Annotated in this window: 11 protein-coding genes and 1 riboswitch; of the genes, 6 read left to right on the forward strand and 5 right to left on the reverse strand. The window is 72.8% G+C overall.

The features are described 5' to 3' along the window. Positions 1-104 precede the first annotated feature (104 nt). The 4 genes from BUE44_RS00995 (at position 105) to BUE44_RS01010 (ending at position 6,304) form a co-directional block, all read left to right on the forward strand. Positions 105-1,724: a succinic semialdehyde dehydrogenase gene (locus BUE44_RS00995; protein WP_073492508.1), complete on the forward strand. Its 1,620-nt coding sequence runs from the start codon at positions 105-107 to the stop codon at positions 1,722-1,724. A 16-nt stretch (positions 1,725-1,740) separates the two neighbouring features. Next, positions 1,741-3,567, forward strand: a complete 1,827-nt coding sequence (locus BUE44_RS01000) for a GMC oxidoreductase (protein ID WP_073492510.1) — start codon at positions 1,741-1,743, stop codon at positions 3,565-3,567. A 417-nt stretch (positions 3,568-3,984) separates the two neighbouring features. After that, complete coding sequence (guaA, locus tag BUE44_RS01005; RefSeq protein WP_073492512.1) at positions 3,985-5,589, forward strand: glutamine-hydrolyzing GMP synthase; 1,605 nt, start codon at positions 3,985-3,987, stop codon at positions 5,587-5,589. Between the two features lie 151 nt (positions 5,590-5,740). Next, positions 5,741-6,304 carry a DoxX family membrane protein gene (locus BUE44_RS01010; protein ID WP_079189377.1) on the forward strand — a complete coding sequence of 188 codons (564 nt, stop codon included), beginning with the start codon at positions 5,741-5,743 and terminating at the stop codon, positions 6,302-6,304. On the opposite strand, the gene BUE44_RS01015 is transcribed toward BUE44_RS01010, so the two are convergent. Together BUE44_RS01015 and BUE44_RS01020 are read right to left on the reverse strand one after the other, a co-directional pair. Then, entirely contained in the window at positions 6,252-6,470 is a 219-nt protein-coding gene (locus BUE44_RS01015; RefSeq protein WP_073492514.1) for a hypothetical protein, read from the reverse strand. The two genes, BUE44_RS01010 and BUE44_RS01015, sit on opposite strands and share 53 nt — an antisense overlap. Beyond that, positions 6,467-7,768, reverse strand: a complete 1,302-nt coding sequence (locus tag BUE44_RS01020) for a PspC domain-containing protein (protein ID WP_073493362.1) — start codon at positions 7,766-7,768, stop codon at positions 6,467-6,469. The genes BUE44_RS01015 and BUE44_RS01020 overlap by 4 nt, the downstream gene beginning before the upstream one ends. A 147-nt stretch (positions 7,769-7,915) precedes the next feature. Between BUE44_RS01020 and BUE44_RS01025 the strand changes: the two genes are divergently transcribed. After that, entirely contained in the window at positions 7,916-9,268 is a 1,353-nt protein-coding gene (locus tag BUE44_RS01025) for an ATP-binding protein (RefSeq protein WP_079189379.1), read from the forward strand. Continuing rightward, on the forward strand, positions 9,265-9,957 hold the full coding sequence (locus BUE44_RS01030; protein ID WP_073492516.1) for a LuxR C-terminal-related transcriptional regulator: 693 nt from the start codon (positions 9,265-9,267) through the stop codon (positions 9,955-9,957). The genes BUE44_RS01025 and BUE44_RS01030 overlap by 4 nt, the downstream gene beginning before the upstream one ends. Before the next feature lie 70 nt (positions 9,958-10,027). On the opposite strand, the gene BUE44_RS01035 is transcribed toward BUE44_RS01030, so the two are convergent. The 3 genes from BUE44_RS01035 to BUE44_RS01045 form a co-directional block, all read right to left on the reverse strand. Further along, entirely contained in the window at positions 10,028-11,194 is a 1,167-nt protein-coding gene (locus BUE44_RS01035; RefSeq protein WP_079189380.1) for a C40 family peptidase, read from the reverse strand. 328 nt (positions 11,195-11,522) lie between these two features. After that, entirely contained in the window at positions 11,523-12,572 is a 1,050-nt protein-coding gene (locus BUE44_RS01040; RefSeq protein ID WP_073492518.1) for a C40 family peptidase, read from the reverse strand. Positions 12,573-12,579: 7 nt separating this feature from the next. Then, a riboswitch (cyclic di-AMP (ydaO/yuaA leader) is annotated at positions 12,580-12,736 on the reverse strand. Between the two features lie 131 nt (positions 12,737-12,867). Next, positions 12,868-14,007 carry a C40 family peptidase gene (locus BUE44_RS01045; RefSeq protein ID WP_073492520.1) on the reverse strand — a complete coding sequence of 380 codons (1,140 nt, stop codon included), beginning with the start codon at positions 14,005-14,007 and terminating at the stop codon, positions 12,868-12,870. Between the last annotated feature and the right edge of the window lie 72 nt (positions 14,008-14,079).

Genomic DNA, 14,079 nt, shown 5'->3' on the forward strand with positions numbered 1-14,079 from the left:
GTTACCCCAGGCCCGGCCGGGCAGGCCGGGGAATCGGGTCACGGTCGGAATGGGGCTTACTCACGGGTAGCCACGCAGTGACCCGGCATCGTAACCTCACCCGCATGACGGATTCCCCGGAGCTGGCAGAAGCGATCGCACCGCAGGACGGGAACCCGGCCGCACCGGCCGGGGCGCGGAGTGCGGGAGACGTCGTCACACCCGAGGTGGTGGCGCGGCTGACGCGCGGGCTGCTGGGGGAGACCAGGACGGTGAGCCATACGCCGCTCACCGGCGAGCGGCTCGCCGAGTATCCGGAGGCGTCGCCGGACGATGTCGCGGAGGCGTTCAGGAGGGCCAGGAGCGCCCAGGCCGCGTGGGCGCGGACGCCGGTCCGCCGGCGGGCCGGCGTACTGCTCAGGTTCCACGACCTGGTCCTGGAGCGGCAGGCCGAGGTGCTTGACCTCATCCAGGTCGAGACGGGCAAGGCCCGCCTGCACGCGCACGAGGAGGTGCAGGTCGTCGCGATGGCGGCGCGGCACTACGGGCGCAAGGCCCCGGCGTATCTGGGGCCGAAGCGGCACCAGGGCGCGATCCCGACGCTGACCCGTACGGTCGAACTGCGCCAGCCGCGCGGGGTGGTGGGGCAGATCGCCCCGTGGAACTACCCGTTCGAGCTGTCGGTGGGGGACGCCCTGCCCGCCCTGGTCGCGGGCAACGCCGTCGTGATGAAGCCGGACACCGAGACCGCGCTGACCGCGCTGTGGGCGCGCGAGCGGATGATCGAGGCGGGACTGCCCGAGGGCGTGTGGCAGATCGTGATCGGCGACGGACCGGTCGTCGGGCCCGCGGTGGTCGACCACGCTGACTACGTGTCCTTCACCGGCTCGACCCGCACGGGCCGCGAGGTGGCGCAGCGCGCGGCCGCCCGGCTGATCGGGGCGAGCCTGGAGCTGGGCGGCAAGAACGCGCTGCTGGTGCTGCGCGACGCGGACCTGGACAAGGCCGCGGACGGCGCGGTCCGCGCCTGCTTCGCCTCGGCGGGCCAGCTGTGCATCTCCGTCGAGCGGTTGTTCGTCGACGAGACGGTGGCCGACGCCTTCCTGTCGAAATTCGCCGCCAGGACGAAGGCGTTGAGGCTCGGCACGGCGCTGGCGTACGGCGCGGGCATGGGATCGCTGGTGGGGCGGCGGCAGTTGGACGTGGTGACGCGCCACGTGGACGAGGCGCGCGAGAAGGGCGCGAAGGTGCTGGCCGGCGGCCGGGCGCGGCCGGACATCGGGCCGTACGTCTACGAGCCGACGATCCTGGACGGCGTCGAGGCGCCGATGGCGGTGTGCACCGAGGAGACCTTCGGGCCGGTCGTCTCCGTCTACCGCTTCCGCGACGAGGAGGAGGCGGTCGAGCGGGCCAACTCCACGGATTACGGCCTCAATTCCAGCGTCTGGACCCGGGACACCCGCCGCGGCGCCCGTATCGCGGCCCGGCTGCGCTCGGGCACGGTGAACGTCAACGAGGCCTACGCCGCCGCCTACGGCAGCGTGCACGCCCCGATGGGCGGCATGAAGGACTCGGGGCTGGGCCGCAGGCACGGCTCGGAGGGCATCCTGAAGTTCACCGAGGCCCAGACCGTCGCCACGCAGCGGCTGCTCCCCATGGCGCCCTCCTTCGGCATGGACGACGAGAAGTACGCGGCTTTCCTGACCCGTTCGCTGCGGCTGATGAAGAAGCTCCGGATGCGCTGAGCGCGGGAGGCACTGGATGTCACAGGAAGACGCCAAGGACAGCGGCCGCGACGACGGCCACGGCCACGACTACGACGTGATCGTCATCGGCTCCGGCTTCGGCGGCGCCGTCTCGGCGCTGCGGCTGACCGAGAAGGGCTACCGGGTCGCGGTGCTGGAGGCCGGCCGCCGCTTCGCCCGTGACGAACTGCCCAGGAACTCCTGGGACGTCAAGAACTACCTGTGGGCGCCCGCGCTCGGCCTGTACGGCATCCAGCGCATCCACGTCCTCGGCAATGTGCTGGTGCTGGCCGGCGCCGGGGTGGGCGGCGGCTCGCTCAACTACGCCAACACCCTCTACGTGCCGCCCGCCGCCTTCTTCCAGGACCGCCAGTGGGGCCGCATCACCGACTGGCAGGAGGAGTTGGCGCCGTACTACGACCAGGCGCGGCGCATGCTCGGGGTGCGGCTCAATCCCACCGTCACGCCCTCGGACGTGCATCTGAAGGCCGCCGCCGAGCAGATGGGTGTCGGCGACACCTTCCACCTGGCCCCCGTCGGCGTCTTCTTCGGTGACGGTGAGGACGCGGACGGCCGGCAGAAGGCGAAGCCCGGCGAGGAGGTCCCCGATCCGTACTTCGGCGGGGCCGGGCCGTCCAGGAAGGCGTGCACCGAGTGCGGGGAGTGCATGACCGGGTGCCGGCACGGTGCCAAGAACACCCTCAACGAGAACTACCTGCACCTGGCGCAGCAGGCAGGCGCGGTCGTCCACCCGATGACCACCGTCGTCGACCTGGCCGAGGACCCCGAGGGCGGCTACCGGGTCACCACCGTCCCCACCGACCGCCGCAGGAAGGGCGAGCGGCGGGCACTGCGGGCCGGGCAGGTGGTGGTCGCGGCGGGCACGTACGGCACGCAGACGCTGCTGCACGCCATGCGGGACGCCGGCCGGCTGCCCCGGATGTCGGCCCGGCTCGGCGAGCTGACCCGGACGAACTCGGAGGCGCTGGTCGGCGCCCAGACCACGCCGGGCCGCTACCGCAGGAAGCACCCGGACCGGACGCTGGACTTCACCCGGGGCGTGGCCATCACCTCGTCGGTGCACCCCAACGACCACACCCACATCGAGCCGGTCCGCTACGGCCGCGGCTCCAACGCGATGGGCTCGCTGTCGCTGCTGGCCGCGCCCTACCGCGGCAGGGTGCCGCGCTGGCTGGAATTCCTCGGCAACAACGTCAAGCACCCGGTGGTGGCGCTGCGCTCGCTGTCCAACTACCGCTGGTCGGAGCGCACGATCATCGGCCTGGTCATGCAGACCAGCGACAACTCGCTGGCGACGTACCGGAAGACCAAGGGCCTGGGCAAGGGGCTGCTGACCGCGCGGCAGGGCCACGGCGAGCCCAACCCGGTGCACATCCCCGAGGGCGCGCAGGCGGCCCGGCTGATCGCCGAGCAGATCAACGGCTTCCCCGGCAGCAATGTCGGCGAGGCCACGCAGCGCCCGATGACCGCGCACTTCCTGGGCGGCTGCCCGATCGGCGAGGACGCCGAGCACGGCGTGATCGACCCCTACCACCGGCTCTTCGGCTACCCGGGCATCCATGTGGTGGACGGCGCGGCCGTGTCGGCGAACCTCGGCGTGAACCCGTCGCTGACCATCACCGCGCAGGCGGAACGGGCGATGTCGCTGTGGCCGAACCGGGGCGAGGCGGACCCGCGGCCGGCCCAGGGCGAGGCCTACCGCAGGATCGCCGCGGTCAGGCCGACCGCCCCGGTGGTGCCGGAGGACGCCTTCGGCGGTCTGCGGCTGCCGCTGCTGCCCGTTCCCGCGGTGCCGCCGGCGCAGACCGTTCCTGACAAATAGTGCGGAACACGCTGTAATGTGTGCTGCGTGGTGTTCTCTTCGCAGAGCGGCCGGTTCCGGGCGTCCCCGGCACCGACCGCCTCTTTAGAGTCGTGACCGGGCTGCTGTCCCCTGCCGTCCGGTCACCTTTGCACCGAGGCGAGGTCCCACGGCGGGCGCATTGCTGCGGCCCGCCTCATCGCACCGGTCACACCCCGCCCAGCTGCGTCTGGGCGGTGTCCATTCCACGCGTGGTGTTGGGTTACCGCCCCTGGCTGGCACGGACACCACCTCCAACGAAGGGGCCACCGCCCGGTCACGTGCCGTTTGGGTGATCCCCCTCGAAAGGGTCGCCGGGTGTGCGAGGTCATGGGGCCGATCGGGGCGACGGTAGAATTGGTATCCGACCCCATTGCAGCAACCGCCGGAAGGCAGCCCGTGGCATCTGCGACCCCCGCCGCCCCCGACCCCAGCACCGAGGCCGCGACGGACACCGTCCTCGTCGTCGACTTCGGGGCGCAGTATGCCCAGCTCATCGCCCGCCGGGTGCGTGAGGCGCGGGTGTACAGCGAGATCGTGCCCTCGACCATGCCGGTCGCCGAGATGCTGGCGAAGGGCCCGAAGGCGGTCATCCTGTCCGGCGGCCCCTCGTCGGTCTACGAGCCGGGCGCGCCGACGCTGGACCGGGCGCTCTTCGAGGCCGGGGTGCCGGTCTTCGGCATGTGCTACGGCTTCCAGCTGATGGCGACGACGCTGGGCGGCACCGTCGACAACACCGGGGCGCGCGAGTACGGGCGTACGGAGCTGACCGTTTCCAGGGCCGCCTCGACGCTCTTCGAGGGCACCCCCGACCAGCAGTCGGTGTGGATGTCGCACGGCGACGCGTGCTCGGCCGCGCCCGAGGGCTTCACGGTGACCGCCTCCACCGACGTCGTCCCGGTCGCCGCGTTCGAGAACGACGAGAAGCGGCTCTACGGCGTGCAGTACCACCCCGAGGTGCTGCACACCACGCACGGCCAGCAGATCCTCGAGCACTTCCTCTACCGCGGCGCCGGCCTGGCCCCGACCTGGACCACCACCAACGTGGTGGACGAGCAGGTCGCGCTGATCCGCGCCCAGGTCGGCAGCAGCCGGGCCATCTGCGGCCTGTCCGGCGGCGTCGACTCCGCCGTCGCGGCCGCCCTGGTCCAAAAGGCCATCGGCAGCCAGCTGACCTGCGTCTACGTCGACCACGGGCTGATGCGCAAGGGCGAGACCGAGCAGGTCGAGAAGGACTTCGTGGCCGCGACCGGGGTGCAGCTCAGGGTCGTGGACGCCTCCGAGCGCTTCCTGTCCGCGCTGGCCGGGGTGTCCGACCCCGAGCAGAAGCGCAAGATCATCGGCCGGGAGTTCATCCGGGTCTTCGAGCAGGCGCAGGCCGAGATCGTCGCAGAGGCGCCCGGCGACCACCCGGTGGAGTTCCTGGTCCAGGGCACCCTCTACCCCGACGTGGTGGAGTCCGGCGGTGGCACCGGCACCGCCAACATCAAGTCGCACCACAATGTCGGCGGCCTCCCCGAGGACCTGGAATTCCAGCTGGTCGAACCGCTGCGCAAGCTCTTCAAGGACGAGGTCCGGATGGTCGGCCAGGAGCTGGGCCTGCCCGAGGAGATCGTCCAGCGGCAGCCCTTCCCCGGGCCCGGCCTGGGCATCCGCATCGTCGGCGAGGTCACCCGCGAGCGCCTCGACCTGCTCCGCGAGGCCGACGCGATCGCCCGCGAGGAGCTGACCGCGGCCGGCCTGGACCGGGACATCTGGCAGTGCCCGGTCGTACTGCTCGCCGACGTCCGCTCGGTCGGCGTCCAGGGCGACGGCCGCACCTACGGCCACCCCATCGTGCTGCGCCCGGTCTCCTCCGAGGACGCGATGACCGCCGACTGGTCCCGCCTGCCCTACGACATCCTGGCCCGTATCTCCACCCGCATCACCAACGAGGTCAAGGACGTCAACCGGGTCACCCTCGACATCACGAGCAAGCCCCCGGGCACGATCGAGTGGGAGTAGCCGCCGGGCGGCCGTCTTCCGCGCCTCCCGCGGACTTCTCGCCGTTCGGGTGAGTCACAGCGCGCTGGTGTACGTATGACTCTCGGACGCCCGCGCACCGGAAGGCCGCTTCCGCTCGACGACACGCGCGCGGCGGGAGAGGCGGGAGACGATGCGCGACACCATCGACAGCTGGCGGGAGACCGCCCGGCGCCATGCTCTGCTGCCGTTGCGGGTCTTCCTCGGGGTGACCTTCATCTACGCCGGCCTGGACAAGCTGACCAGTGACACCTTCCTCTCCGACGGTGCCAGCGGGTCGCTGGTGCAGATCCTGCACGGGTCGCACGACTCGGCCGCGATCCCCGGGATGATCGACCTCGCGCTCAAGGCGCCGCATCCGTTCGGGTACGCGATAGCGCTCGGCGAGCTGGCGGTCGGCCTCGGCACGCTGGTCGGGCTGCTGGGGCGGGTCGCGGCGGCCGGCGGTGCGGCGATCTCGCTGAGCCTGTGGCTGACCGTGAGCTGGTCCACGTCGCCGTACTACTACGGCAACGACCTGGCGTACCTGATGGCGTGGCTGCCGCTGGTGCTGGCCGGGGCGCCCACCGTGTCCCTCGACCGGTGGCTGCGCCGCCGCCGGCAGGGTGGCGCCGTGCCGGCGGCGCGTACCGCCACCGCGGACGCTACGGGCGCCGCCGTGCACGGCGGGCCCGTACGGACCGCGCCGCCTGCGTGACGATGCCGGCCGCGGCGGCCAGTGCCAGGCCGCCGAGGGCCAGCGGGCCTGAGCGGGAGGGGCGCAGGTCCCACACGCCGCCCGCGTCCAGCAGGAAGAAGACGGTCAGGGTGATCAGGACCAGGCCCATGACCAGGGCCGCGGGTTCGAAGCGGTGCCTGTTCACCGGACCACCTTGAGCCGGCCGACGCCGACCTCGACCCGCAGGTCGAGGGTGCCGGTCGACGCGGTGCCCGCGGGGGGCCGCAGCGTCACCGTGCGGTGCTGTCCGGTCTTGACGTCCACGCCGTGATTCACCTTTCCCGGCAGCACGGTCTCACCGGCGCCGAGGTCGTAGTCGAGCACCACGGTGGCGCCCGGTGGCAGCAGCACTTCCGCCTGGCCCGCGCCCACCTTGAGGTGGGTGTGCACGGTGCCGCCGTCCAGCGGGAGCGCGCGCAGGTCGAGCAGGCCGCGCCCGGTGCCGCGCTCGTACAGCTGGTGCACGCCCGCCGCGGTGACCGGGCGCCAGGTGGTGGTGCCCACGCCGTGGCCGGTCCTGGGCAGCGAGGTGACGCCGACCAGCGCCGCCAGCGTCAGCACCGCGAAGAATGCGGTGCCGCCCCTGGCCCGTCCGGCGAAGGACCCGACCACGAAGGCCGCGCCCAGCACGCCGAGCGCCGACGCCAGGCCGATCTCCGCGCTGACGCGCACCGGCTGGTACGGCCAGGACACCCCGGTGCCGACCGCCAGCGCCGTTACCGTCAGCAGCAGGACCGCCAGCGCGAACGGCCAGTTGCGCTCCTGCCCCGCCCTGACCGCCTTCTTCCGGTCCCGCCACGCCTGCCGGTCGATGTCGCCGTACGGCCCGTCGTCGGGGCCCCACAGATACGGCGGCGGCTCCTTCGCCAGCGGGTCGCGCCACCAGGACGGCGACCCGCCCGGCTCCGGCGGCGCCTGGACGGCGGGCGGCGCGTCCACCACGCCCGCGGCCGCCGCCGGCGAGGCCGCCTCGCCGGGCGCCCGCCTGCGCTGCGTCGACCAGTAGACGGCGCTCGCGGTGGCGAACAGCAGGATCAGTGAGAAGGCCTGGTTGGCGCCGTTGCCGAGCATCGAGGCGTACAGGCCGCAGCCGACCAGCGCCATCAGGACCGCGGTCAGCGGGGCCCCCTCGATCCGCCCCGACATCAGCCGGTGCGCCTCGCTCTGCTCCTCGCCCTCCTGCGGGATGACCAGCCAGCCCATGCCGTAGATGATCAGGCCTATGCCGCCGGTCAGCGACAGGACGGCGAGCACGATACGGAAGATCACCGGGTCGACGCCGAAGTAGCGGCCCGCGCCGTCGCAGACGCCGGCCAGCACCTTGTGCTCCCGGCCCCGGGCGATACGCGGTCGGCGCGCGCTCTCCTCGGGCGCCGATTCCTCCCCGGCGGTGGCGCGGGTGGCACCGGTGGGTGCTGCCTCGTCGTGCGGCTCGTACGTCATGGCCACCATGGTGGCGCCTCCCGGCGCCGCCCGGCACCTGCCCCGACCCTGGTCGGACCCTGATCCGACCCTGGTCCGCCACCCGGGGCGACCCTTGGGGGTCCGACCCTGATGCCCCGGCGGGTCCATACGTGTGACGATCGGGGTATGTCAGCGAGCAGTGCCCCGTCCGGGGCGCACACGGGACCGCCGGGCGGCGGCGCGCGGACGCCCGCCGGTCCGCCCGCGGGCGCCCCCGGCGGCCGTACCGGCGCGTCCTTCCTCAACCCGCCGGAGTCCGCCGACCCCGGCGTGCGCAAGCTCTACCGCAGCTCCGAGGGCCGGATGGTCGGCGGCGTCGCCCGCGGGCTCGCCGGGCACCTCGGGCTGCCCGTGCTGTGGGTGCGGGCGCTCTTCCTGGTGCTCGCCGCCTTCAACGGCATCGGCGTGCTGCTCTACGCCGTCTTCTGGTTCTTCGTGCCGCTCGGCATCGGCGGTGTCGCCGAGGCGAAGGAGCCGCGCGACGCCCGCTCCTGGCTGGCCGGCAAACGGCCCGACAAGGGCCAGGTCATGGCGCTGATCGCGCTCGCGGTCGGCACCGGCATCCTCATCGACAACCTCAACCTCGGCGCCGCCAACCGTGCCGTGTGGCCGCTGCTGATCGTCGGGCTCGGCGTGGCCCTGGTGTGGCGGCAGGCCGACAACGCCCGCAAGGCCCGCTGGGTCGAGATGAGCCACGGCAAGCGCTTCTGGCCGCTGGTACGAGCGGCCGGCGGTGTCGCGCTGGTCATCGCCGGCGTCACCGGCTTCATCGTGGTGCGCGGCACCGGTACCCACGTCGGCGGCATCCTGCAGGCCGCGCTCGCCGTCCTGGTCGGTGTCGCGCTGATAGCCGGGCCGTACCTGGTGCGGATGACGCAGGACCTGTCGGCGGAGCGGCTGATGCGCATCCGCGCCCAGGAGCGGGCCGAGGTCGCCGCCCACGTGCACGACTCGGTGCTGCACACCCTCACCCTGATCCAGCGCAGCGCCGACGACCCCCGCGAGGTCTCCCGGCTCGCCCGCGCCCAGGAGCGCGAGCTGCGCGCCTGGCTCTACCGCCCCGAGGGCACCGGCCGCGACGACGAGCCGACGACCCTGGCCGACGCGGTGCGGGCCGCCGCCGCCGAGGTGGAGGACGCGCACGGGGTACCGGTGGAGGTGGTCTGCGTCGGCGACTGCCCGCTGGACGACCGCCTCGTCGCGACGACGCAGGCCGCGCGGGAAGCCATGGTGAACGGCGCCAAGTACGGTGGCGGGGCGGCCGTACAGGTCTACGCCGAAGTCGAGGACACCCAGGTCTTCGTGTCGGTGCGCGACCACGGGCCCGGCTTCGACCTCGACGCCGTGCCGGACGACCGGATGGGCGTCAGGGAATCGATCATCGGCCGGATGCGGCGCAACGGGGGCGAGGCGCGGCTGCGCTCCGCGCCGGGCGGCGGCACCGAAGTCGAACTTGAGATGGAGAGGGTGACGGCATGACGGACACGGAATCGGCCCCGCAGGGGGAGCGGCACGTCAGGGTGGTCCTGGTGGACGACCACCGGATGTTCCGCACCGGCGTGCAGGCCGAGATCGGCGCCACCGCGGAGACCGGCGTCGAGGTCGTCGGCGAGGCCGCCGACGTCGACCAGGCGGTGACCGTCGTGACCGCCACCCGCCCGGAGGTCGTCCTGCTCGACGTCCACCTGCCCGGCGGCGGCGGCGTCGAGGTGCTGCGCCGCTGCGCCGCCCTGGCCGCCGACCCCGACCACCCGGTGCGCTTCCTCGCGCTGTCCGTCTCCGACGCGGCCGAGGACGTCATCGGCGTCATCCGCGGCGGCGCCCGCGGCTACGTCACCAAGACCATCACCGGCCCCGACCTGATCAACTCCATCTTCCGCGTCCGCGACGGCGACGCCGTCTTCTCCCCCCGCCTGGCCGGCTTCGTCCTCGACGCCTTCGCCTCCACCGACGCCCCGCCGGTCGACGAGGACCTCGACCGCCTCACGCAGCGCGAACGCCAGGTCCTGCGCCTGATCGCCCGCGGATACGCATACAAGGAGATCGCCAAGCAGCTCTTCATCTCGGTGAAGACCGTCGAGTCGCATGTCTCCGCGGTGCTGCGCAAGCTCCAGCTCTCCAACCGCCACGAGCTGACCCGCTGGGCGACGGCCCGCCGGCTGGTCTGACGGGCGCCACGGCGTCCCGTCCGACCCGGGGGGCCGCGCCGGTCGGGGGCGTCCGACCACCGCGCCCGGCTCAGCCGGGTCGCACCGCCCCGGCGAAGGGCATCTCGCTGATCGGGGCGACACGGACCGACGCGCCGGGGTGCGGTGCGTGGATCATGTTGCCGCCGCCGATGTAGATGCCGACGTGGCTCATGCCCGAGTAGAAGAACACCAGGTCGCCCGGCTGGAGTTGGGACCGGGAGACGCGGGGGCCCGCGGTGATCTGCGTGTAGGTGGTGCGGGGGAGCGACACCCCGGCGGCACGCCAGGCCGCCTGGGCCAGGCCCGAGCAGTCGTACGCGTGCGGTCCGGTGGCGCCCCACACGTAGGGCAGGCCCAGCGCGCCGTAGGCGAAGGCCACCGCGCGGGCCGCGCGCGGGGAGGGCGCGGCGATGGAGGCGAGCGGGACGCGTACGGTGTTCCGGTTCGCGGCCGCGGTGCCCGGCGCGTGCCTACCGGCCGCCCGGCCCGGCCCGTCGTCGGCCGCGACGGCCGCCCGCTGGGCCGCGGTCAGCTGCGCCAGCAGCGCCTGGGCGGCGGCGAGTTCGGAATTCACGGTGCGCTTGTGGTCCGCGACCCTGGCCTGCGCGTCCCGCAGCGCGGCCAGCTTGCCCTGGGCCCGGGCGCGGGTTGCGGCGATGTCCCGCTGCTGGAAAGCCAGTCGGGCCAGCACGGTGCTCTGCTGGGTGCCGGCCTGGTCGAGATACGACGCCCGTGCCAGATACGTGTCAGGGGTCGAGCTGAGCGCGAGCTGCAGCAGCGGGTCGATACCGCCCGAGCGGTACTGGGCGGCGGCGATACTGCCGAGCGCGTCCCTGGTGCTGTTCCACGTCGCGGTCTTGCGGGCCAGTTCGTCCTGGAGGGCGGAGACCGCGGAATTCGCCGTGGCGGCCTGCTCCTTGGCGCCGTCGTAGTCCTCCGTGGCCTGCTCCGCCTGCTGGTAGAGCGCGGCCACCTTCGTCCTGACCTGGTCCGGGGTGAGCTTCGGCGCCGCGTGCCCGGTCTCACCGAGCAGCGAGACGGAGGCGGCGGACGCGAGCGCGAGGGTGACGCCGATCCGGGCGGTGGTGCGGGTGGTGGTGCGGGTGGTGGTGCTGCGGGTGCTGTCGCGGGTGGGGCCGAGGGGCCCCGGGGTGCCGCTGCCGGTTAAGGCGGGGCGCTTCCCGCGGTGCGAGCGGGTGGGACTGTGTGAGGCCATCGCGGGCCGTCACTCCTTCCGAGGGGACGGCCCGGCGGTGCCTGCACGGGGGAGCAGGACACCGCCGGGCCTTCGGCGGGGGTGACCGGTGCCGCCCGAAACCGGACGGCAGTGGGGTGTCGGCCACCTGAGGAGCGACGCTAAACCTGCCCGGGGGCGCACCGGGCCACGGTGACCGGGACTGCCCTGTATCGGTCGTCCCCTGCACGGAAACGACCGCCGTTCGACGGGTGAGCGCAAGGGAAACGGACCCAGCCTGACCGAAGGTCCGTTTCCCGCCGCGCGCGCCCGCGGATGTGCCTTGCGCGCCGGCGGCCGCCCGCGGCCGTCAGGCCACGCGGCGGGCGGTGGCGAAGGGCATCCAGCTCATCGGGGCGACCTCGACGACCGCGCCGGTGTGCGGGGCGTGCACGATCTGGCCGTTGCCCAGGTAGATGCCCACGTGGGACTCGCCGGAGTAGAAGAAGATCAGGTCGCCGGGCCGCAGGTCGGCCTTCGAGACGGGGACGCCGTCCTTGACCTGGTCGTAGGTGGTCCGGCCGAGGGAGATGCCCGCCGCCCGGTAGGCCGCCTGGGTCAGGCCCGAGCAGTCGAACGAGCCGGGGCCGGTGGCGCCGAAGACGTACGGCTTGCCGCGCTGGGCCAGCGCGAAGGCGATGGCCTCGGCGGCGCGGCCGCTCGCGGGGCCGTTGTAGGTGTAGGAGGAGGGACTCGACGAGGAGGTCGACGACGAGCCCTTGTGTATGCTCGCGATCTTCGCGCGCTGCGCCGCCGTGAGGCTGTTGAGCAGCTTCTGCGCGGCCGCCAGCTTGGTCTGCACCGTCTTCTTCTGGGTGGCCAGCTGCTTCTGCGAGTTGGTGAGCTGGGTCAGGCTCGCGGTGGCCTGCGCCCGCTGGATCGACGCCTGCTCCTGCTGGATCCGGAAGTTCTTCAGTGCGTCGGTCTGGGTCGCGGAGAGCTGGCTGACCATGTGCGACTCGTTGAGGAACTGCTCGGGGTCGGCGGCGAGCAGCAGCTGCACGGTCTGGTCGATGCCCCCGTTGCGGTACTGCTCGCTCGCGAACTGGCCGAGCACCCGGCGGGACGCGTTCATCTGCTCGGTCTTCTGGGCGACCTGGGCGAGCAGCTGGTCGGTCTTGGCCCGCTGCGTGTCGGTCTGCTCCTTGGCCTGGTCGTAGTCCTGCGTGGCGACCTCGGCCTGCTGGTTCAGGGTGTCGATCTGCGCCTTGACCTCGGAGATGGAGGGCTTGGCGGGCGCCGCGGTCGCGCTCTCGCTGAGCAGGGTGACCGAGGCGATCGCCGCGGCGGTGACGCCGACCGCCGCGCGGGGGGCGGTCGAGGCGAGTATCCGCGGACGCGGCTTGCGGTGCGACGCCACGAAGGCGACTCCTTCCGTGAACCGCCGACCGGGTTAGCTGTCGGGTTCGGGCTGGAAAGGTAGCCCTACGGGTCGGACACCAGCTGGCGTCTGTCCCGATTCACCCCAATTCTGCGTGGTGGGTCCCCGGTTCCGGCCTGGGCCGGATTGAGCGGAGGCGGCGCGGTGCCGGCACTTTCACCGGCGGTGAACGCGTCACCTAGCGGGTTACCGTACTCAACTTCGCCGGAAGTTGGGAAGTTTGGGATCGCAACGTGACCGAAATCGCTTCGTGATCTCACCTTTGGTGATTCGACTAGTAAGGACGAACCGCGCCATAGATCGGCATTTCGGTGATCGGGGCGACCTTGACGACCGTTCCCGTGTGCGGAGCGTGGATCATGTTGCCGCCGCCGATATAGATGCCGACGTGGCTGTGGTCGCTGTAGAAGAAGATCAGGTCGCCCGGTTCCAGGTTCGACGTGGACACCCGGGTGCCGACGCCGACCTGCTCACCGGTGGTCCGCGGCAGGTCGATGCCGGCCGCCTTGTAGGCGCCCTGCGTCAGGCCCGAGCAGTCCCAGGAGCTGGGGCCCGTCGCGCCCCACACGTACGGCTCGCCCAGCTGGGCGCGCGCGAAGGCGATGGCCTTGGCGCTCACCGACGCGTTCGCCGGGGTGGCGGCCGGGGTGGTGGTCGTCCCGCCGGCCGGCTTCTTGGCGGCCGCCAGCTTCGCCGCGGCCGCGGCCCTGGCCTTCTCCGCCTTCGCCAGCGCGGCGGCCTTCTGCCTGGCCTCCGCCTCCCGCTTGGCCTGGAGCGCCGCCAGCCGCGCCTTCTCCTGCGCGGTGAGGCTGTTGAGCAGCTTCTGCGAGGCGCCCAGTTTGGACTGCACATCGGCCTTGGCGCTGCGCAGCTGCGCCTGCTGGGTGGTCAGCGTCGCCAGGCTCTTGGCCGCCTCGATGCGCTGCTGGGTGGCCGCGGCCTGCTGCACGCGGTAGGACTCGACGGCCGTCTTCTGCCGCTGCCCCAGCAGGTTCTCCAGATGCGCCTGGTCCAGCAGGTCCTGCGGGTCGGTCGCCAGCAGGTAGCGCCCGGCCGAGTCGTCGCCGCCACTGCGGTACTGCGCCGCCGCGTACTGCCCCAGCAGCCGGCGCGAGTCGTTCAGCGCCTGCGTCTTCTGCGCCGCCTGCGTCAGCAGCTTGTTGACGGTGGCGTTCTGCCGGCTGACCTTCTCCTTGGCGCCGTTGTAGGCCTCGGTGGCGACCTCCGCCTGGTGCTGGAGCGCGTCGACCTTCGCCTGCACCGCGGCGATCGACTGCTGCGGGGCGGGGGCGGCCGGCGCGGCGCCCGCGGTCTCGGAGAAGAGGGTCACGGTGGCCAGGGCGGCCGTCGTCAGCCCCACGGCGGTGCGCGGGGCGGTCAGTATCGCGGTACGGGACTTACGGTGTGTCGCCATGCCCGGCGGACTCCTTTCGGCGCTGCCTGGTGCGGCACGGTAGCCGGGCGCCGCCACCGCTGGGAAGAGCGG

Origin of the sequence: Actinacidiphila paucisporea (assembly GCF_900142575.1) — a bacterium.
In the GTDB taxonomy this organism is placed as follows: domain Bacteria; phylum Actinomycetota; class Actinomycetes; order Streptomycetales; family Streptomycetaceae; genus Actinacidiphila; species Actinacidiphila paucisporea.

Bases quoted from the DNA above. Each gene is read 5' to 3' on its own strand.
- BUE44_RS00995 (WP_073492508.1), top strand. From the start codon at position 105: ATGACGGATTCCCCGGAGCTGGCAGAAGCGATCGCACCGCAGGACGGG.
- BUE44_RS01000 (WP_073492510.1), top strand. From the start codon at position 1,741: ATGTCACAGGAAGACGCCAAGGACAGCGGCCGCGACGACGGCCACGGC.
- BUE44_RS01010 (WP_079189377.1), top strand. From the start codon at position 5,741: ATGCGCGACACCATCGACAGCTGGCGGGAGACCGCCCGGCGCCATGCT.
- BUE44_RS01020 (WP_073493362.1), bottom strand. From the start codon at position 7,768: ATGACGTACGAGCCGCACGACGAGGCAGCACCCACCGGTGCCACCCGC.
- BUE44_RS01025 (WP_079189379.1), top strand. From the start codon at position 7,916: ATGTCAGCGAGCAGTGCCCCGTCCGGGGCGCACACGGGACCGCCGGGC.
- BUE44_RS01030 (WP_073492516.1), top strand. From the start codon at position 9,265: ATGACGGACACGGAATCGGCCCCGCAGGGGGAGCGGCACGTCAGGGTG.
- BUE44_RS01035 (WP_079189380.1), bottom strand. From the start codon at position 11,194: ATGGCCTCACACAGTCCCACCCGCTCGCACCGCGGGAAGCGCCCCGCC.
- BUE44_RS01045 (WP_073492520.1), bottom strand. From the start codon at position 14,007: ATGGCGACACACCGTAAGTCCCGTACCGCGATACTGACCGCCCCGCGC.